Here is a 19443-nt window from a genome sequence, read left to right as displayed (position 1 = left end):
ATGAATTAACGTTATTTTAAAGGTTTATTTCCAAACCAACAATTCAGATTCTTTAAAGATGTCGGATCCCGACGTTCTTTGCGCCCTCTCCTACCCTTTGATACCAGCAAAAGGCCGTCTGAAAACACTTTTATATTTTCAGACGGCCTTGTATAAATCTTTTCTTCAGGAAAATAGGCTACTTTTTATCTAATGCAAACCCTAAGCCAACTGCTGTATTTCCGCCCATGGCTGTATCTGTTCCAACTGCGCGGCGAGGCTAAGCAGCGTGTCTTCGCGCCCGTGGGCGGCGGCGAATTGGGTGCCAACGGGCAGCCCGTTATGCCGGTAAAGCGGCACACTCATGGCGGGGTTGCCGCTCATGTTCAGCGGCGACGTATAGCCGACGTATTGCAGCGCGGCGGCGGCTTCTTTTTCCAAAAACGGGTTGTTTTTCAACAGAAAACCCAAGCGCAGCGTGCCGAACAGCAGGCGCATGGCTTTTTGCGCGGCGGGCGGCGGCATCATCTCGCCGATTTTCGGCGTGGTGCGCGGGCAGACGGGCGTCATCAACACGTCGTAGCGCGTGAAAAATGCTTTGGCGGCACGTTCCTGCGCCAGCATCACGTCGCGCGCCCAAGCCATTTCACCCGCGCTGATTTGCCGCCCCTGCAGAATCATTGCCCACGTTGTCGGCTCAAGCAGGCGGTGCGGCAGTTTTTGTCCGGTTTCGTATTGATATTGGTAGAACAGTTTTGCTGTTTCGCCCATGACGATGATGCGGGCGGCGCGGTTGAGTTGTTCGGGCGGCGCAAAATCGGGGGTGGCTTCTTCCAATTCGTGTCCCGCGTCTTGCATCAGTTTCAAACTATGGGCGAACGCGGCTTCCGTGCCTTCGTCGTTGCCGCCGCCAAACCATGTCTGCTTCCAAAAAGCGATTTTCAGACGACCTGTTTCTTGTTTCAGGCTGTCTGCAAAACCGTTTTCGGGCGGCGGCGGGCAGGTATACAGGGCGCGGGCTTGGGTTCGGGCGGCGATGTCTAGCAAAACCGCGCTGTCGCGTACGCTGCGGGTCAAGACATGGTCGCATACCAAACCCTGCCATGCCTCCGATGCGTTCGGCGCGTAACTGCTGCGGCCGCGCGTGGGTTTCAACCCGAACACGCCGCAGTTGTGCGCGGGTAAGCGGATGGAACCGCCGCCGTCGCTGCCGTGCGCTGCGGGTACGACGCCCGAAGCCACTGCCGCCGCCGCGCCTCCGCTGCTGCCGCCTGCGGTGTAATCCAAATGCCACGGATTGCGCGTGATGCCGTAAATTTCGGTTTCGGTAACGGCATATGCGCCCCATTCGGGCGTGGTGGTTTTGCCGAACACGCGCAGCCCCGCATCGAGATAGGCCTGGGTCAAATCGCTGTTTTGCTTGGCAATGTAATGCTGCATCATGCGCGAACCCGACCATGTCGGCGCGCCTTCCCAATCCGCCAGCAGGTCTTTGAGCAAAAACGGCACGCCCGCCAGCGGCGTATCGGCATTTTCAGACGACCCCTGCCACGCCGCCGCGCGTTCGCGCAAATCGTGCGCCAACAGATTGAGCTTGGGATTGATTTCGTCCAAGCGGCTTAAAGCAGCCTGCAACACTTCATCGGCGGAGACTTCTTTTTTGCGGATCAGCTCTGCCAAACCGACGGCATCGTAACGGATGTAGTCTTGAAAATTCATGGGTTTTCCTTTCGGATTGATAAACACACGTTTTGTCGGTCAGGCATGGCTGCCCGCCGCCTCGCCGTTTGCCCGCATAGGCAAATCTTAAGAAACAGTAACACGGGTTAAAGGAAAAGAACAAATTTATCGTTGCTGTAAAAAGGTCGTCTGAAACCGCCTTGACGTTTTCAGACGACCTTTGAGGCGATGGCGCACAAGGCTTACGGCAAAATCTCAATTTCCGCGTTATGTTTCACGCTGCGGTAGAGTTCGTCGATTTCCTCGTCCGTTACCGCGATGCAGCCGTCGGTCCAGTCTCTTTGCAGATGCCTTTTGCCGATAGAACCCCAGCCGTTTTTGATGCCGTGGATTTTAATCAACCCGCCCGGGCTTTTGCCTTGTGCCGCCGCGTAGGCTTTGTCGGCTTCGTTAGGGTAGGAAACGCCGAGGTTTTTGTGGTACGCGCTGTTGGGATTGCGATCGTTGATGCGGTATTTCCCTTCGGGCGTTTTACCGTCGCCTTCAAAGTGTTTATGCCCGACGGGCTGCTTGCCCAGCGCAATGGGATAGGTTTTCAGCAACTTGCCTTTCGAGTACGCCGACATGGTGCGCTTGCTTTTATGTACGACCAATCTGTCGATAACGGCATTTTCGGGCAGCGGCGTTTCGCTTGGCGCGGCAACGGTCTGTTCGCCTGATGTCGCAACGATCTGCTCGGAACGGATGGGCATGGAATACCAAACCACTCCGGCAGCGACTGCCAAAAGCAAGACCGCCGCCAAACTGATTTTCAACCCTCTTTTCATGTTTCAGACGGCCTCACAAAGCCTTAAACGCTTCGATAAACACTTCCGAACGGTGTGCATAGCCTTTGAACATATCGAAGCTCGCACAGGCGGGGCTGAGCAGCACGATATCGCCCGCTTCGGCTTGGGCGTATGCCGTCTGAACCGCTTCTTCCAAAGTGGCGCAGTCGGTCATATTCAGACCGCAGCCGTCCAAATCGTGGCGGATTTGCGGCGCATCGACGCCGATCAGGAACACGCCTTTTGCCTTGCCGGCAAGCGCATCGCGCAGGGGCGTAAAGTCCTGCCCTTTGCCCATGCCGCCCAAAATCACGAAGAGCGGATTTTGCAAACCGGCAATCGCGGCGGCGGTCGCGCCGACGTTCGTGCCTTTGCTGTCGTCGATAAACACCACGCCGTTTTTCTCGCCGATTTTTTCCACGCGGTGCGGCAGGCCTTGGAAGGATTTAACGTGTTCGAGCAACTCATTTCGCGGCAAACCGACGGCCTCACACAAAGCGACGGCAGCCATGACGTTGGCGGCGTTGTGCAAGCCTTGTAACGGAATGTCTTGCGTGGCAATCAAATCTTCATTGCCCTGTTTCAGGCGGCCTGTCTCACGTTCCAACCAAAAATCGGCTTTATGTTCCAACGAAAACCATTTCACCTCGCGCCCGGCACGCTTCATAGCGCGACAGAACGCATCGTCCGCATTCAAAACCTGCACGCCATCGCCACGGAAAATCTTATCCTTGGTATGCGCATAGTCGAGCAGGTCGTCGTAGCGGTCGAGATGGTCTTCGGAAATGTTCAGTACCGTCGCCGCAGTCGGGCGCAGGCTTTCGGTGTTTTCCAATTGGAAACTGGAAAGCTCCAACACCCACACGTCCGCCTTCTTGCCTTCACGCTGCAATTCCGCCTCCAAAACCGGCGTACCGATATTGCCCGCGATAACGGTATCCAGCTCGTACTTGATGCAGAGATAGCCCACTAGACTCGTTACCGTAGTTTTGCCGTTGCTGCCGGTAATCGCAATCACCTTGTCGCCGCGGCGGTTCACAATGTCCGCCAGCAATTCAATGTCGCCCAACACGCGTCCGCCGTTTTGCTTGAACGCCTCAATATCCGGCTGACGCTCGCTGATACCGGGGCTGAGCGCCAGAATATCGAAACCATTGTCCAGCGCATCTTTCAGACGGCCTGTGTAAAACACCAGCCCGTCAAACATCTTACCGATTTGCGACACGCGCTCGGCTTTCAGCTCCGCATCATAAGCAGCAACCTCCGCGCCGTTTTTGCGCAGATAGGCAATCATGGAAATACCCGTACCGCCAAGTCCGGCGACGAGGATTTTTTTATTTTGAAAAGTCATTTTGGTTTTATCCTAAGCTTTTTCAGACAGCCTTTGAATAAGGATTCAATATCCTGCCTGATTAAATACACGATAAACATCACAACCTTGTTGTAGTCCGTTATTACAAGCCTTACCAAACCACTCGTTGGCAATCTTATAGTTCTGACGAACACCTTCTCCTTTGGCATACATCACACCCAAATTGTATTGAGCTTCTGCAAACCCTTGTTCTGCCGCCTTGCGATACCACTGCTCTGCCTGTACAAGGTCTTGATGGACTCCTTGCCCATTAGCATACGCCACACCCAAATTATATTGGGCATTAGCCAATCCTTGTTCTGCCGCCTTGCCAAACCACTGCACTGCCTGTGCATAGTCCTGGCGGACTCCTTGCCCATTGGCATACATATTACCCAAATTATATTGGGCTTGAGCATACCCTTGTTCTGCCGCCTTCCGATACCACTGCTCTGCCTGTACAGGGTCTTGACGGACTCCTTGCCCATTGTCGTACATCACACCCAAATTAAATTGGGCATTGGCCAATCCTTGTTCTGTCGCCTTGCGATACCATTTGACCGCTTCAACATAGTCTTTGCGGACACCTTGTCCTTTTTCATACATCACACCCAAATTAAATTGGGCTTGAGCATGCCCTTGTTCTGCCGCCTTGCTAAACCACTGCACTGCCTGTGCATCGTCTTGACGGACTCCTTGCCCGTTGGCATACATCACACCCAAATTAAATTGGGCTTGAGCAATCCCTTGTTCTGCCGCCTTGCCAAACCACTGCACTGCCTGTGTATAGTCCTGACGAACTCCTCGCCCATTGTCGTACATCACACCCAAATTATATTGGGCTTGAGCGTACCCTTGTTCTGCCGCCTTCCGATACCACTGCTCTGCCTGTACAGGGTCTTGACGAACTCCTTGCCCTTTGGCATACGCCACACCCAAATTATTTTGAGCTACAGGATCCCCTTGTTCTGCTGCCTTGAGATACCATCGCGCTGCCTCTGCATAATCTTGACGAACTCCTTGTCCTTCGTAATACATCTTACCTAAACTAAATTGGGCTTCTGCAATCCCTTGTTCTGCCGCCTTGCCAAACCACTGCACTGCCTGTGTATAGTCCTGACGAACTCCTTGCCCATTGTCGTACATTACACCCAAATTATATTGGGCTTGGGCATACCCTTGTTCTGCCGCCTTCCGATACCACTGCTCTGCCTGTACAGGGTCTTGACGGACTCCTTGCCCTTTGGCATACATCGTACCCAAATTATTTTGAGCTGCAGGATACCCTTGTTCTGCTGCCTTGAGATACCATCGTGCCGCCTCTGCATAATCTTGATGAACTCCTCGCCCTTCGTAATACATCTTACCCAAACTAAATTGGGCTTTAGCATTTCCTTGCTCCGCAACTTGAAGCGTTTCCTTAAAATCCGGCACATTATCAGCCCAAACAGCCTGTGCTAAGCCTAAAGACAGCAGGGCTACCATCATTTTTTTTAATAATTTATTCATTCTAAAATCCATTTCTTTCAAATTATTATTTCTGTTTTATCCTAGTTTTTCAGACGACGTTTTATTTCTTTCTCGGTTTTGCCTGACGATAGCCGTTACCGACATTTTTACCTGTATTGATACAAATGCGCCCTTCACATATGTAGGCATCCGACTCAGCAAATGCTTTGGCAGTTTCAATGGCATGTTCATAACTCTCCAATTCCGCACGCCTATCAGCCAAATCAACAACCGTATATCGCACCACCACAAACAATATAATGACAGCAATAACTAATACTACGCCTATGCCGATATACCAGCTTTTGATAATTTTATTGAGCTTTCCCACTTCACGATTTAATTCATCAACTGCCTTCTTATACCCTTCACTTGCTAAGCCCAACGACTGCTCAGTTTCTTGTCGGATAGTCTTCCCTGCATTGTCAACTATATTACCAACCTGTCGTCTGAACCGGTCAGACTCCTCCGACAAAGCACGCTGTTGCTCATTAATTCGGCCATCAATTTTCTTCCCCTGTTCGATAATGTCCGCCCGCAACATTACCAACACCTTTATAGCCTCATCAAATTTCTTATTGTCCATTTAAACCTTCCCTGATATACAGATTTAAAGCGTTCTGACCATTGCCTGGCTTGAATGTACCAACTCCTGTTGCCGCTCCAATTCCTGCTGTTCTTTATATTCAGCCAACAGATTTTCTCCCCGCCTCAGCATACGCTGACCTTCTTCCGACTGCACCAGACTTTTACCCAACGCATCCAACTGACTGCTGTCCGCAGACAAAACTGCAGCGTATAAATCACTGCCGTTCAAATTGTCCCAGTCAGGCAAATTATAGTTGAAAGAGGACTTATCTTGAATTTGTTTGACAGGCTCTCCATTTATATCAGTGACCGTCTCACTTTCCACTGGCAAACCACGTTCATCTTGACGCAAATAATCAGTATTTACCGTCTTGATAGTTTCGTTTTTTTCGTCGTAAGTTTTGACTGTTTTACCTATAAGGTTGCCATCTTGATCGTAATGATTGGTTTGAGAATTGATGGGATTAGGTACAGAAACAAACATTGAATCACCGATATAATCAGGTCTTATTGGCTCATTATGAAATTTACTGACTATTTCGTTGGACATCGTTACAGCCAAATATTCAGGAGCGTTATAAAATTTATGTTTCACGTCATCTGATGCAAAAGGCTTGTTATAACTGTCCATTTCAACATCAGATTTTGCCAAATTAGGATCAGTTGCATGAACCAACTCATGAAACAAAACATTAGCAGCAGATTGGACACCTAATGAAACTTTTTTCCCATTAATTTCAGAAAAAATCTCTGCCGATTGATTAGGGTTCCAAAAGATAATCCCATCAGTATTATTGGGTCTTAGTGGATAAAAAGTGTTATCTCCCTCTTTAAAGATTACGATATGAACACCCATATCAGAAGCCTTTTGAATCAACGAATTAGCTTTTTCATTTTGCTGCAAATATTGCAAAGCCAAGTCTAATTTTTTGACATCATCAGAATCCGCCGGCATTAAAGCATTGACTTTTGTTTTATCAAACTCTTTCGTCTCATTACTGTAAGCGTTATTTTCTATTAAAACTCTCCCAAAAGTTTCCTTATTTTGCACACTGGCAACAAAACCTTTTTTATTAAAATCAACACCGCTTGTCATAAACAGCTCCAACCTAAATTAATCATTTCAGGATATTTTGATTTGGGTCTATCGTATTAAATAACTCTTTTAATCCTTTTGAATCCAATAAAATCAAAAATCTCTCATCATTTTTAATAATTTTACTGAATAAAAAAGCTTCTCCCTCTGCTGCCTCTCGAGTAAGTATTTGGACAGAATGGGTGTTATACTTAATTTCAATCAATATCAAATATACTGAATCAAATTGATCACAGGGATTTAATGTACTTTTAATTCTATTAAAACCAGAGAAAAAATGAGAAAAGTCTTTTGGTTCTAAACGGTAATGGACAGATTTTGTACCAAATAAGTCCTTATAACCCAAACCTTCCCCTACTCTTTGTTTAATTTGCTCAGCAGTAGAAATGGGCGAAAATGATTCAACAAATCCATAGAGAGCATATACATCGATAGATTTAACACCCTCACTAGGAATTTGTATCACCTCATCTAATTTTTTTGTATTCTTAGCAAAATAAGTATTCATATTATGCAACTCCTGTTTTTTCGAAATGTTCACATCTTTTACCAAAGTTTCTGTTTGGCAAGCTGATAATGTTATACAAAAACTAATTCCAAGTAGAAATCTCAACATATCTATCCTTTCTTATATCTTTTCCACAATTTTAAAAATATAGATAACTGGGAATTTCAAAAACTTCTCCGCAGCGGCTCACTCCATAATAGCTTCTTGTTTTTTCAATTTTCTGATAAACACGCTTTTGTTCTTCATCCATTTTAAAATTTGGCCTTATTTGCCAATACTCCAACATTACATATCCATAAAATTTCCCAGTGAATTTATAGACATATTTAACCGGACCGCTACCGTCATTAATATCACCTATATATACATGACAGCAATCATCATTAAATGATTTAAAATTAGCAATATCAAAAGTCTCAGAATTTTTAGAAAAATCTTGATTTTTTTTATACCCACCCAAAGAAATATCTGAATCCTTATTTATCAACAAAATTATTGCATCATTAACCATTTTTTCTTTTGAATATTCAGAAAAATACTTTCTGTCCCTAATGCAATATCCTTTATCTACGATTTGCGACATACCCATATATAAAATTAACGGGGTAACAATGATTAAAATTGCTATACATCGCCGCACTTTTATAGGAAGTTTGCACGTATATTTATAAATTCTCCATACGATGTACACAATAATAGGAAAAAAGACTATTCCAACTAACCACATCAGCATTATTCCTACAACATCCATATTACCTCCTGTTTTAGTCGTAGGCTGGATTCAGAATCCGACCTTTTCATGATTTGAGTTTAAAGTCCCCTTTTATCATGATGATTAATCTATTTTTACATTTGCTATCATAATCACTTTTCAGACGACCTCAACCTTCAAAATAACTGTCCACGCCATATTGCTTTAAAACGTTTTTCAATTCGGGAATGCGGATTACGGGATCAACCGCCATCGGCGGCATAGGCGGTTCGACACCGTCTTCGTTTTGATTACGACACCAATCTGCCATGGCAAAAACTTGGATTAAAACCGGCTCAGCAAGTGCTTTGTCGATGTCCAGTTCGCTCATGGCTTGGGCAAAGCAGGCGATCCATTCGTTGCGGACTTGTACGTTGACGGCAAAAGGCATATGGCGGGCGCGCAGTTGGGGATGGCCGTATTTTTCGACAAAGAGTTGCGGGCCGCCGAGCCAGCCGCTGAAAAATTCGTAGAGCTTTTCGCGTATCAGGGTCATGTCTTCGCCATGCATTTGGCGCAAGGCTTGGTATTGCGGCTCGAGTTCCATCAAGTCGTAGAAACGGTCGGTCAGGGTGCGGATGCCGGTTGCGCCGCCGAAAGATTGGTACATGCTTGGGGACTTTCTGTGTGGATTATTGCGAGATTTATTTTGAGACGTAGGATTCAGGCAAGCATGCTTACCTTACATAATGGCCGTCTGAAAGTTTCAGACGGCCTTTGGAGATTTAGCGAATTTTGAGGGTACTTAAACCAATCAATACCAAGACGATGGTAATAATCCAGAAACGGACAACGACTTGGGTTTCTTTCCAGCCTTTTTGTTCGTAATGGTGATGAATCGGCGCCATCAAGAAGATGCGTTTTTTGGTGCGTTTGTACCAACCGACTTGCAACATAACGGAAATGGCTTCAACAACAAACAGGCCGCCCATGATGACGAGGACAAATTCTTGGCGGATGATGACGGCAACGGTACCGAGTGCCGCACCAAGCGCGAGTGCGCCGACGTCGCCCATAAAGACTTGTGCCGGATAGGCGTTAAACCACAAAAAGCCGAGACACGCTCCACACATGGCGGTACAGAAAATTACCACTTCGTTTGCGCCGGCAACGTAAGGTAATTGCAGGTATTGGGCAAATTGGGAGTGACCGCTGGCATAAGCAAAGATGGCAAGACCGGCGGCAACAAGTACAACGGGGAATGCGGCCAAGCCGTCCAAACCGTCGGTCAGGTTCACGGCATTGGATGTACCGACGATGGTCAGGTAGGACAATACTAAGAAGCCGACGACGCCCAGCGGCAATGCAACTTGTTTGAAGAAGGGAACAATCAGGATATTGTTGGCAGAGTTTGTCGCAAGGTAGAACAATGCCAAACCAGCGATGATGGCAACGCTGGACTGCCACACCATTTTGAATTTGGCAGACACGCCGTTAGGATCTTTATAAACCACTTTGCGCCAGTCGTCATAAAAACCGAGTGCGCCGGTAGCGAGCAAGACTCCTAAGAGAATCCAGATATAAGGATTTGCCCAGTTGCCCCACAAGATTGTGGACACGGTAATGGCGGTCAAAATCAGCGAGCCGCCCATGGTTGGCGTACCGTTTTTGATCAGGTGGGTTTGAGGGCCGTCGGTACGGACGGCTTGACCGACTTTAAGCGCAGTCAACTTGCGGATGGTCCACGGACCCAACAATAATGAAAATACCAGCGCAGTCAGCGCAGCCATCACGGCACGGAATGTGGTGTATTGAAAAATATTCAGACCGGTTAACCAGTTACTGAAATGTGCGAGCCATAAAAACATGGGGCTTCCTTTTTTGTTTTTGTTGTTACAGCGGGCTTATTGCCCAATTAAAAATAAATCGGTATGCCGTCTGAAATTGCAGACGGCCTTGTTGAGTAAGATTATTTCTCTACCACGCAAATCGGATAGTTTCCAGGATTCTTTCCACCACCCAAATCCAAGCAGGTATCTTCATAAATAAATGCCTGTACTTTCATTCCGGCATAAAACGCGGCAATCAGCAAACCAGCCAATAGAAAAATCTTTTTCATATTTCAGACGGCCTTTTACGCAGTTGTTGTTGCCAACGCCTCGACTACTTCTTCCATCTTCATAAAGCGCGAGCCTTTGACCAATACAGTAGCGCGTTCAGGCAAATCGTGGCTCAACACTTGAATCAGCGGATCTTTGTCAGCAAACCACAAACCTTCCGCGCCAAACGTTTCCGCTGCTTCAACGCTGTTGTCGCCGACAAAATACGCGGCCTCGATACCTTTATCCCGTGCATACGCACCAACTTCGGCGTGCATGGCGGCGGCTTCATCCTCACCCAATTCGCCCATATCGCCCATCACAAAAATACGCGGCGCAGGCATAGCGGCAAGCACATCAATGGCAGCTTTCATGCTATCGGGGTTGGCATTATAAGTATCGTCAATCAAAGTTGCATCTTTAATGCCTTGCTTGATATTCAGACGGCCTTTGATATTGCTGAAATTTCTCAGGCCGTCTGAAACTTCGGCAAGGCTCAAACCTGCCGCCAAAGCCAGAGCAGCGGCGGCTACGGCATTATGTACATTGTGGCGGCCGGGGACTGGCAACACCACGGCAACACGTTCATTGCCACGCACCAAATCAAATTCGCAGGACAACGGTTTCAACTCAATATTTTCTGCATGGACATCGCCACTGGCAACACCGAAAGTCTGAGCATTCAATTGCGCAGTAGCAGCTTCAAATGTAGCGATATTGGCATCTTCGCACGGAATCAGCGCAATGCCGTCTGAAAGCAAACCTTCGTAGATTTCACTTTTTGCTTTAGCAATATCGCCGACACCATCAAAACCGCAACCGACATGCGCGCGCAAAGCGTTATTAACCAAAGCAACATTCGGACCGGCGATTCGGGTCAACAAAGACAATTCGCCAAAATGGTTCATACCCATTTCAATGACGGCATAGCGATGTTTTTCGTTCAGTTTCAACAAAGTCAGTGGCAGGCCGATATGATTGTTGAAATTGCCGGCAGTCGCCAACACAGCTTCATCACCGAATCGATGACGCAATACGCCGGCCAACATTTCTTTAACCGTCGTTTTACCGGATGAGCCGGTAATACCAAAGACAAACGGATTCACATTTTCACGCCACGCCTTCGCCAGTTTTTGCAAAGCCGCAAGCGTATCGTCAACCTTCAGCGCGCCTTTCAAAGCCGCACAATCTTCGCGCGAAACCACAACTGCCGTTGCCCCCGCTGCCAATACATCTTCAACAAAGTCATGCGCGTCAAAGCGTTCACCGGCAAGCGCGAAAAATACATCGCCTTCCTGAATATCACGGCTGTCTGTAACAATACGCGAAACGGGTTGATTTTCAGACGGCATCGGAAGGCCAAGGGTTTGGCAGATGAAATTTAGGTCTAGTGGTTTCATGGTTTCTTTCGTTTGTTTTTTTCAAACAGACATTTTGTTGCAAAGGCATTTTACACTTTGGCAGAAGGCAGCAACTCTTCGACGAGCACCTTTAAAGCGCGCCTTCCTTCTCGATTTCTGGTACTGGGATGAGGTGCTCGGTAACATATTATTTCCTTATCACCTTCAAAAGAAAATTTTTCCAGTTTTCCCTTATTCAAGCCGTTTATGCCTTGACCCGAGCCGGACAAATCAGGAAAGCACTCCCTCCGCGCCGCTACGCCGCCGTCTCCGCTCACGAAAAGAATAATCTGTGGCTTTAAAATTTCAATTTGGGCACGTAACAATTTACAGGAAAGTGTTTTTATATCTTCGAACCAATCCGAATGTTTAGGATGTTTAGTTTTATAGTCCACCGCAAAAATATTAGCCCACAAGATGCCCTCATTCCCACTTCGCTTGGCAACCTTGCGGACGAAATTGAAAAATGTTGCTCCTTTTGTGTTTCTTTTTAAATCCCCAGTCAAATTCCGCCAAATAAAATCTTTGCTTAACGACATCAGTTGCCTTACATTTTCGGCATGATATTCATCAAATTTCTTGCTATCGTACCAACTTCGTGTTTCTCGACCGACAATCAGAATTTTATGTTCTGCGCTTTCATAATGCTCAGGGACAAAGCCCAAATGGATATTGGATAATTTATTGTCTTTATTGCTAATTGCACGCAACAAGTTCTGATGTTCCGGTTTGTTTAAAATCTCTACATACTTATTCAGCAATAATTCTTGTAAATCAATCACTTGACGTATTCCTGTACTATTGAAACCGATTTTCCCACACTCAACTACCGATTTTTCCATACTCTTGATAATCGGAGAAACACAAGATGATGGTTTTACCGTTTTTACGATAAGGGTGGCAGAGGCTGTAATGACCGTCTTCCGCTTCATAGCGCATTTCCTGGGTTTGTCCGGCAAATACTTTTTGCAGGTATTCGCGCTCCTTCAAATCCGGGGAATAGACATAGTCCGTTTTCTTGACCGCTACTTTCTCACCATTTCGATTCACGACAAAATTATCGCTACCTTCTGCATTCTGATTGGTGGTAGGCACGACTTTGTCACTCAGGGTAAGACGGGAGGAGTCGGCTGAAAAAGCCAGATAAACCGGTTTGTTGTCGATCTTATCCGGCACTATAATCACGGCAGACTTAAAAGACGAATTGTCTTTAGCCATCAAATCCAGGATTTCCGACGTTTTTCTGATATACGCCAAGTCGAAACGGTAATCAGCCAACGCATCTATTTGAGCAGGATTGTCTTTGACGATACGCTCCGACGATTGGATTAAGATGTCACGTTTTTGTTGAATTGTCAGGTAATTGCCACCGAACAACAATGCCGCCAACAAAGGAAATACTGCCAACAACAAAGATAAGGTTTTCCGGCCACCTTTGCTTTCTTCCTCTTGTCCTCGCTCGGCGATACGGGTCAAATTCAGCATGATGTTCAGTATCAAAGCACCCGCCATCACGGCAAAAATCCCTAGAATACTCATCAGGAAAATTTCCGTAATGTATTCGCGGAACACCTTAAGCCCGAAAACATTGGATAGAATCAGAACAAATACCCAGTACACCAGCAGTGTCACTGCCACCATACCGACGATATTCGTTGCCTTAACCAATTTCTTTGCGTTCATACTCTCAAATCTTGTTCAGACGGCCTATCTGCTCTGATTAATCAGCGGATACGGATTCACCGCGCCGCTCGGCAGATACACGCCGTAATGCAGGTGGGCCGGTGTGGTTCTAGCGTTGCCGGTTTTACCGACATAGCCGATGACCTGCCCTTCTTTTACTCGTTCATACAGACGGATACGGGCAAATTTATTGAGGTGAGCATAGTAATGCCACGCACCCGGCCCTTGGATACCGATAACTTTACCGCCCAATCGGTTGCGTCCGATTTTGGTTACGATACCGGGCGTGGTACTGCGTATCGGCGTATTTTTCTTAGCAAAAATATCCACACCTTCATGCCTGCGCCCCTGACTGCGGGCTGCACCCCAAGTGTCGTCAAAACGCTTGCCTTTAACAGGATTGGGCAGGCTTTGCTCGGCCGGAGGCTGTTGCGCCCTCAACTGCTCGATTTCGGCAGTAGGACGCGGAAGTTGTTTGGTGGTACAGCCTGCGAATAAAACTACAGCTGCACTGATTAATAAGGTTTTTGTCGGCATTTTCAGCATCAAATCGGTCTCCTTGTTGTTCAGACGGCCTTGTTAAAAAATCCTCTGAAACAAACAACTGTGATGGGTTTAATGGCTGACGTGCCGTAATGCGTGTGTCGTATTGCTTTTATTGTATAGGTTTAAATCTTTTTCAGACGGCCTTAAGGTTTCGGGCCGTCTAAATATTTGCGTTATGGCTTAACTGCGCTCTGCCAATGCTTTTTCTGCAATTTCAAAATCGGAGAAATGGTGCTTCACGCCTTGTACATCCTGATAGTTTTCATGCCCTTTACCGGCAATCAGAATGATGTCGTTCGCGGCAGCCTGCTCAACCGCATAACGGATGGCAACAGCGCGATCAACTTCGACACGCTCAGGATTAGGTACGGCAGGCAAAATATCGTTGATAATTTCTTGCGGATTTTCCAAGCGCGGGTTGTCGCTGGTAACCACCACTTTATCGGCACCCTGAACTGCTGCCGCACCCATCAATGGGCGTTTACCGCGATCGCGGTTGCCGCCGCAGCCGAATACACACCACAAAGCCGCACCCTGCGGTTTGATTTCCTGCAAGGTGGAGAGTGCTTTTTCCAATGCGTCGGGCGTGTGGGCGTAATCGACAACGACCAAAGGTTTGCCGCTGTTCATAATGCAATCCATGCGGCCTGAAGCAGGACGGATTTTTGCCAGCACATCCAATACTTTATCAAGCGGATAACCGTTGGCACAAAGCAAGGCGATGCAGGCGGCGAGGTTTTGCGCGTTGAACCGTCCGAGCAGGCGGGTGCGACATTTTCCTTCACCCCACGGGGTTTGGAATACGGCTTCCATGCCGTCTGAAGAAGCGGTGAAATCGGTAATGCGGATATCGGCTTGCTCGCTGAATCCGTAGCCGTAAACGGCTAAATCGGGACAGTCTTTTTTCAGACGGCCTACCAGTTCTGCGCCGTATTCATCATCGACATTGATGATGGCATGTTGCAGACCATGCCAGTAGAACAGGCGCGACTTGATGGCACCGTAGGCTTCCATGGTGCCGTGGTAATCGAGGTGGTCGCGGGTGAGATTAGTGAAGATTGCACTGCGAAACGGCACGCCGTTGACGCGCGATTGGTCAAGGCCATGGCTGGAAACTTCCATCGCGGCGGCTGTTGCGCCTTGTTGACGGAAACGGTAGAGCAGGGTTTGGACATCGACGGGGGCGGGGGTGGTGTGCGTGGTTTCTTCCAATGCGCCCCAAAAGCCATTGCCGACTGTGCCGATAATAGTGGTTTTTTCGCCCAACAAATCGGCGGCTTGCGCCAGCCATTGTGTGATGGATGTTTTGCCGTTGGTGCCGGTTACGCCCCAGACTTTGAGGTCGTCTGAAACATTGCCATAAACTTGCGCCGCCAACATGCCGGCACGGTGTTTCAAATCTTTAATGCCTTGATTGGGAACGTTCCATTCGGGATTCCATGTGAATTTGCCGTCATCATCCCAAAAAACAAAGGTCGCACCGTTGGCGATGGCGGCAGGAATATAGCTGCGGCCGTCTGTATATTCGCCCTGACAGGCAACGAAAATGTCACCCTGTTTAATTTGTCGGCTGTCTGAATGCAACAAACGCCCTGCTGCGTTTTCACACAGCAGAGGCGGAAAGTTGGTTTCAGCCAAGGGGGTTAACTTGCTGAACATAAACAATATCTCTTTGATTGTTTGGATTATGACGGTACTTTGACAGTAGCGGTATTACTTAAAGGCTTGGTCGGGGAAACGCCCAAGATGTTCAAACTTCCGCTCATGACTTCTTTGAATACGGGACCAGCAACCACGCCGCCGTAATAGCCGTTGGCAGTAGGTTCGTCGATGGTAACGGCCACGATCACGCGTGGATTTTTAGCCGGAGCAAAGCCGATAAACGTACCGACGTGTTTGTTGTCCACATAGCGGCCATTGACCAGTTTACGCGCCGTACCGGTTTTCGCACCTACGTCGAAACCATCCACAGCACCGGCAGTACCGGTACCGCCGGCTTCAGTAACGGAAACCATCAACTCGCGCACTTTTTTCGCAGTAGAGGCTTTGATGACGCGCTTGCCTTTAGGGGCAACCGCTTGTTTTTCAAAACTTACCGGCAACAATTCGCCGTCATGGGTCAAGACAGTATAGGCTCGCGCCAATTGCAATAAGCTTAATTGCAGACCATAACCGAAAGACATGGTTGCCTGTTCGATTTTTTGCCATCTGCGCCAGCTTCTCAACAAACCTGCAGTCTCGCCAGGAAAGCCTGAATGCATACGCACGCCCACACCTAAATCGTGATAGAAATCGTACATTTCTTTAGGCGTAAACATGGCAGAAAGTTTACTGGTACCGACGTTGGAAGATTTTTGCATAATGCCGCGCACATCCAAAGTAGGATAAACGTGGGTATCTTGTACGGTAGCCGGACCGATTTTGTAAGGCAGGGTGTTGAACGTATCGGTTGCATCCACTTTGCCTGAATCCAATGCTTTGGCAATGGTAAACGGCTTCATGGCAGAACCAGGTTCAATCATATCGGTTACGGCGCGGTTGCGGCGCTGTTCGCTATTGGCCTGACCCGGTTGATTCGGATCGTAAGCCGGGCTGTTGACCAAAGCCAAAATCTCGCCGGTTTGCGCATCCAATACCACAACCGCACCCGCTTTGGCTTTGTGATAAGCCACAGCCTTGTTCAACTCGTCATAAGCCAGCGTTTGAATACGCTGATCCAAAGACAAAATCATGTCTTGGCCGTTTTTAGGCACGCTGTTGCGTGGAGAGTCGAGACTGTCAACGATATTGCCTTTATTATCGCGCAATACGACTTTCGCACCATCCTCACCGCGCAGGCTGTCTTCACGGGAAAGCTCCAAGCCCTCCTGACCTTTGCCGTCGATATTGGTAAAACCGATAACGTGCGCAAACAGATTGCCCATCGGGTAATGGCGTTTCAATTCTTTTTGGAATGCGATGCCTTTAATGCCCAATGCTTTGATTTCTTCTGCTTTCTCGTAGCTGAGTTGACGTTTCAGGTAGATAAAGCCTTTGTCTTTTTTAGACAATTTATTTTTCAAAACTTCAACAGGCACATCGGCAATGGCCGACAGTTTTTCTAATTGTTCTGCAGTCGGCATTTCTTCCATACCGGAAGGCATGGCATACAATGATTCGGTAGGCGCACTCAAAGCCAATGTAGCGCCATTGCGGTCGGTAATCATACCGCGTGATGCCGGCAGCGGAAGCGTACGCACAAAACGTTGGTCGCCCTGATTTTTCAAAAATTCATGCTGACTGGTTTGCAGATAAACCCCGCGTACCAACAGACCGGTAAATGCCAGCGCAACAGCGCCCAGCACCAAACCGATTCGCCCGTTACTTGTCAGCGGCTTTTTCGTTTTTGTTGTTCCAGACAGCATTTGAGGTTTATATTCGTTCTTAATTAACATGTTGAACTTCTCATGACTTAGCTGCTCAGTGAGCCATCAAATCCCGTAAATCTTGCACTAATGCAAGGCTCTATATTCTTATTTTTTGCGTTCCAGCATAGCCGTATTATGCGCACCCGGCGGAAGCAGATGTTGCTTTTCGGCCGCCACTTTAATCAACTTGTGGTTTGCCAATCTTGCTTGCTCCAATTTCAAGCGCGCGTAATCCTGTTCCAACTGAATTTCCCGTTTTTGTGCCTTATCCAACTCGATAAAATGCAAACGGGACTGGTTTTGCTTAAACACTACGGCAAAGGCTGAGACCGTCACCAAAACCAGCAATAAAATATTCAACTTACCCATCTCAAACTTTCAGACGGCCTGCCAACAGGACTATCTCTTACGACAGCGTTTTAGACGCCATCCCCTATTCAACAACCGAAAATTCGCCACTGCTTCGCTCCGCCACACGCAAAACTGCACTACGCGCACGCGGATTGGCTTCAGTCTCTGTCGAACCCGGTTTGATTGCTTTGCCCACAGCCTTCAAAGGCGGCTGAGGCAAATCCGCTTCCTTAACCACTGCCCAACGGGGCAATGGCGCATGTTGCGAATATTTTTTAATAAACTGCTTCACAATTCTGTCTTCCAGCGAATGGAACGCAATGACAGCCAAGCGTCCACCCTCTTTCAGACGGCCTGCAACTTGCGGCAAAACTGCCTCTACCTCTTCGAGCTCGCGGTTAATAAAGATGCGAACTGCTTGGAAGGTGCGCGTTGCAGGGTCTTGTCCGCGCTCACGAGTACGGACGTTTTGCGCCACAAGCTGCGCCAGCTTGCGGGTTGTATCGATGGGACTCTCCTCGCGTTGCGCAACAATGGCGCGCGCAATCTGGCGACTAAACCGCTCTTCACCATAATTCTTAATTACCTCGTGTAAATCCTGTTCGGATGCAGTTGCAATCCATTCTGCCGCAGACATCCCGCGAGTCGGATCCATCCGCATATCCAACGGCGCATCAAAGCGGAAACTGAATCCGCGGCTGCCATCGTCAATTTGCGGCGACGAAATCCCCAAATCAAAAAGCGCACCGTCAATCTTATCGATACCCAACTCATCCAAGGCCGTCTGAAATGTTTCAAAACCATTGTGTACGACACTGACACGTTTATCTTGCGCCGCCAGCTCATTGGCTACCGCAATCGCCTCGGGGTCTTTATCAAAAACAACCAAACGACCCTGCTCACCCAAACGCGACAAAATCAGCCGGGAATGCCCTCCCCTACCGAACGTACCGTCCACATAAATCCCGTCTTCACGGATTGCCAACGCATCCACCGCCTCATGCAACAAGACAGAAACATGCTGATAATTTTCAACTTTACTCACAATTGCAAATCCGTTTGACTCAATTGGAAAGCCAACTCATCAGGATCAATATCCAAAGCCTGATTCATTTCCTCTTCCCAATGTTCGCGACCCCACAACTCCATACGGTTTGCACGGCCAACCAAAGTAACTTCTTTTTCAAAATCCACGCGTTTGCGCAGATTGGCCGGAATCAAAACGCGTCCGGCGCTGTCCCATTCCAAAATCTCCGCATTGTGCAGCAGTAAATTCTGATACCGTTGCAAAGACTCATTGCCAGCCACTTTCAACTTCAAAATCTGCTCGGCTTTTTCTTCCCAAACGGGCTCGGGGTACATCAATAATTTTTTTCGAGAATCCAGAGTAACCACAATTGCAGGCGTATAACGGCGCAGCAAAATATCGCGGAATTTGGCAGGAATCGCCAACCGCCCTTTACTGTCCATACTCAATTCATGAGCACCGCCAAACACATCACACCCCAAATTCGATTAAAATAAAACTAGAGTGGGATTAAAAATCCCACCTTCCTAAAATATTTCGTTTTCACTCCTACGGAACACTTTTTAGGAAAAAGTAACCACTCTCACCCACTATGCCCCACTAACCGACACTATAAGAAATTTTGGCAATCAGGTCAAATCAACCCTTTATCTGAAATGAAACACTAAACACTTAAAATTCAATAGCTTATATATACAAAA

Annotated in this window: 20 protein-coding genes; all 20 read right to left on the bottom strand. The window is 47.7% G+C overall.

Annotation, left to right across the window (positions count from 1 at the left end):
• Positions 1–201 precede the first annotated feature (201 nt).
• A complete protein-coding gene (locus ACTHTA_RS05710; protein WP_440364063.1) occupies positions 202–1698 on the bottom strand; it encodes an amidase in 1497 nt (498 codons plus the stop codon).
• Between the two features lie 203 nt (positions 1699–1901).
• Positions 1902–2486 carry a L,D-transpeptidase family protein gene (locus tag ACTHTA_RS05705; protein ID WP_440364062.1) on the bottom strand — a complete coding sequence of 195 codons (585 nt, stop codon included), beginning with the start codon at positions 2484–2486 and terminating at the stop codon, positions 1902–1904.
• Between the two features lie 13 nt (positions 2487–2499).
• Positions 2500–3837: a UDP-N-acetylmuramoyl-L-alanine--D-glutamate ligase gene (murD, locus tag ACTHTA_RS05700; RefSeq protein ID WP_440364061.1), complete on the bottom strand. Its 1338-nt coding sequence runs from the start codon at positions 3835–3837 to the stop codon at positions 2500–2502.
• Positions 3838–3882: 45 nt separating this feature from the next.
• Positions 3883–5346 (bottom strand): SEL1-like repeat protein, encoded by a 1464-nt coding sequence (locus tag ACTHTA_RS05695; RefSeq protein ID WP_308887912.1) that lies wholly within the window; start codon positions 5344–5346, stop codon positions 3883–3885.
• 61 nt (positions 5347–5407) lie between these two features.
• A complete protein-coding gene (locus tag ACTHTA_RS05690) occupies positions 5408–5932 on the bottom strand; it encodes a hypothetical protein (RefSeq protein WP_154953887.1) in 525 nt (174 codons plus the stop codon).
• 24 nt (positions 5933–5956) lie between these two features.
• Positions 5957–7030, bottom strand: coding sequence for a hypothetical protein (locus ACTHTA_RS05685; RefSeq protein ID WP_154953886.1), 1074 nt, complete (start codon positions 7028–7030; stop codon positions 5957–5959).
• 22 nt (positions 7031–7052) lie between these two features.
• Positions 7053–7538: a hypothetical protein gene (locus ACTHTA_RS05680; RefSeq protein WP_308887914.1), complete on the bottom strand. Its 486-nt coding sequence runs from the start codon at positions 7536–7538 to the stop codon at positions 7053–7055.
• A 139-nt stretch (positions 7539–7677) separates the two neighbouring features.
• On the bottom strand, positions 7678–8289 hold the full coding sequence (locus tag ACTHTA_RS05675) for a hypothetical protein (protein ID WP_154953884.1): 612 nt from the start codon (positions 8287–8289) through the stop codon (positions 7678–7680).
• Positions 8290–8419: 130 nt separating this feature from the next.
• Positions 8420–8899 (bottom strand): group II truncated hemoglobin, encoded by a 480-nt coding sequence (locus ACTHTA_RS05670; protein WP_070633156.1) that lies wholly within the window; start codon positions 8897–8899, stop codon positions 8420–8422.
• Between the two features lie 115 nt (positions 8900–9014).
• Positions 9015–10097 (bottom strand): phospho-N-acetylmuramoyl-pentapeptide-transferase, encoded by a 1083-nt coding sequence (gene mraY / locus ACTHTA_RS05665; RefSeq protein WP_003685861.1) that lies wholly within the window; start codon positions 10095–10097, stop codon positions 9015–9017.
• A 101-nt stretch (positions 10098–10198) separates the two neighbouring features.
• Positions 10199–10348: a hypothetical protein gene (locus ACTHTA_RS05660; protein WP_003685853.1), complete on the bottom strand. Its 150-nt coding sequence runs from the start codon at positions 10346–10348 to the stop codon at positions 10199–10201.
• Positions 10349–10363: 15 nt separating this feature from the next.
• Positions 10364–11728, bottom strand: coding sequence for a UDP-N-acetylmuramoyl-tripeptide--D-alanyl-D-alanine ligase (locus tag ACTHTA_RS05655; RefSeq protein ID WP_308887915.1), 1365 nt, complete (start codon positions 11726–11728; stop codon positions 10364–10366).
• Between the two features lie 50 nt (positions 11729–11778).
• Positions 11779–12510 (bottom strand): hypothetical protein, encoded by a 732-nt coding sequence (locus tag ACTHTA_RS05650; protein ID WP_440364060.1) that lies wholly within the window; start codon positions 12508–12510, stop codon positions 11779–11781.
• 40 nt (positions 12511–12550) lie between these two features.
• Positions 12551–13411: a peptidase gene (locus ACTHTA_RS05645; protein ID WP_308887918.1), complete on the bottom strand. Its 861-nt coding sequence runs from the start codon at positions 13409–13411 to the stop codon at positions 12551–12553.
• 24 nt (positions 13412–13435) lie between these two features.
• Positions 13436–13957, bottom strand: coding sequence for a M23 family metallopeptidase (locus tag ACTHTA_RS05640; protein WP_308887929.1), 522 nt, complete (start codon positions 13955–13957; stop codon positions 13436–13438).
• A gap of 180 nt (positions 13958–14137) precedes the next feature.
• The gene (locus ACTHTA_RS05635; protein WP_308887919.1) at positions 14138–15616 is read right to left on the bottom strand and encodes a UDP-N-acetylmuramoyl-L-alanyl-D-glutamate--2,6-diaminopimelate ligase; all 1479 of its coding nucleotides are present in this window, start codon (positions 15614–15616) and stop codon (positions 14138–14140) included.
• Positions 15617–15642: 26 nt separating this feature from the next.
• Positions 15643–17391: a peptidoglycan D,D-transpeptidase FtsI family protein gene (locus ACTHTA_RS05630; protein ID WP_308187376.1), complete on the bottom strand. Its 1749-nt coding sequence runs from the start codon at positions 17389–17391 to the stop codon at positions 15643–15645.
• A gap of 78 nt (positions 17392–17469) precedes the next feature.
• Positions 17470–17733 carry a cell division protein FtsL gene (gene ftsL, locus ACTHTA_RS05625; RefSeq protein WP_003681879.1) on the bottom strand — a complete coding sequence of 88 codons (264 nt, stop codon included), beginning with the start codon at positions 17731–17733 and terminating at the stop codon, positions 17470–17472.
• A 64-nt stretch (positions 17734–17797) separates the two neighbouring features.
• Complete coding sequence (gene rsmH / locus ACTHTA_RS05620) at positions 17798–18760, bottom strand: 16S rRNA (cytosine(1402)-N(4))-methyltransferase RsmH (RefSeq protein WP_154953877.1); 963 nt, start codon at positions 18758–18760, stop codon at positions 17798–17800.
• The gene (mraZ, locus tag ACTHTA_RS05615; protein ID WP_003748265.1) at positions 18757–19212 is read right to left on the bottom strand and encodes a division/cell wall cluster transcriptional repressor MraZ; all 456 of its coding nucleotides are present in this window, start codon (positions 19210–19212) and stop codon (positions 18757–18759) included. The genes rsmH and mraZ overlap by 4 nt, the downstream gene beginning before the upstream one ends.
• Between the last annotated feature and the right edge of the window lie 231 nt (positions 19213–19443).

Source organism: Neisseria sp. P0013.S005 (assembly GCF_051958425.1).
In the GTDB taxonomy this organism is placed as follows: Bacteria; Pseudomonadota; Gammaproteobacteria; order Burkholderiales; family Neisseriaceae; genus Neisseria; species Neisseria subflava.
The sequence above is the reverse complement of the archived record's forward strand: the minus strand, read 5'-3'. Positions and strand labels throughout refer to the sequence as shown.

Bases quoted from the DNA above. Each gene is read 5' to 3' on its own strand.
- ACTHTA_RS05710 (WP_440364063.1), bottom strand. From the start codon at position 1,698: ATGAATTTTCAAGACTACATCCGTTACGATGCCGTCGGTTTGGCAGAG.
- ACTHTA_RS05705 (WP_440364062.1), bottom strand. From the start codon at position 2,486: ATGAAAAGAGGGTTGAAAATCAGTTTGGCGGCGGTCTTGCTTTTGGCA.
- murD (WP_440364061.1), bottom strand. From the start codon at position 3,837: ATGACTTTTCAAAATAAAAAAATCCTCGTCGCCGGACTTGGCGGTACG.
- ACTHTA_RS05695 (WP_308887912.1), bottom strand. From the start codon at position 5,346: ATGAATAAATTATTAAAAAAAATGATGGTAGCCCTGCTGTCTTTAGGC.
- ACTHTA_RS05690 (WP_154953887.1), bottom strand. From the start codon at position 5,932: ATGGACAATAAGAAATTTGATGAGGCTATAAAGGTGTTGGTAATGTTG.
- ACTHTA_RS05685 (WP_154953886.1), bottom strand. From the start codon at position 7,030: ATGACAAGCGGTGTTGATTTTAATAAAAAAGGTTTTGTTGCCAGTGTG.
- ACTHTA_RS05680 (WP_308887914.1), bottom strand. From the start codon at position 7,538: ATGAATACTTATTTTGCTAAGAATACAAAAAAATTAGATGAGGTGATA.
- ACTHTA_RS05675 (WP_154953884.1), bottom strand. From the start codon at position 8,289: ATGGATGTTGTAGGAATAATGCTGATGTGGTTAGTTGGAATAGTCTTT.
- ACTHTA_RS05670 (WP_070633156.1), bottom strand. From the start codon at position 8,899: ATGTACCAATCTTTCGGCGGCGCAACCGGCATCCGCACCCTGACCGAC.
- mraY (WP_003685861.1), bottom strand. From the start codon at position 10,097: ATGTTTTTATGGCTCGCACATTTCAGTAACTGGTTAACCGGTCTGAAT.
- ACTHTA_RS05660 (WP_003685853.1), bottom strand. From the start codon at position 10,348: ATGAAAAAGATTTTTCTATTGGCTGGTTTGCTGATTGCCGCGTTTTAT.
- ACTHTA_RS05655 (WP_308887915.1), bottom strand. From the start codon at position 11,728: ATGAAACCACTAGACCTAAATTTCATCTGCCAAACCCTTGGCCTTCCG.
- ACTHTA_RS05645 (WP_308887918.1), bottom strand. From the start codon at position 13,411: ATGAACGCAAAGAAATTGGTTAAGGCAACGAATATCGTCGGTATGGTG.
- ACTHTA_RS05640 (WP_308887929.1), bottom strand. From the start codon at position 13,957: ATGCTGAAAATGCCGACAAAAACCTTATTAATCAGTGCAGCTGTAGTT.
- ACTHTA_RS05635 (WP_308887919.1), bottom strand. From the start codon at position 15,616: ATGTTCAGCAAGTTAACCCCCTTGGCTGAAACCAACTTTCCGCCTCTG.
- ACTHTA_RS05630 (WP_308187376.1), bottom strand. From the start codon at position 17,391: ATGTTAATTAAGAACGAATATAAACCTCAAATGCTGTCTGGAACAACA.
- ftsL (WP_003681879.1), bottom strand. From the start codon at position 17,733: ATGGGTAAGTTGAATATTTTATTGCTGGTTTTGGTGACGGTCTCAGCC.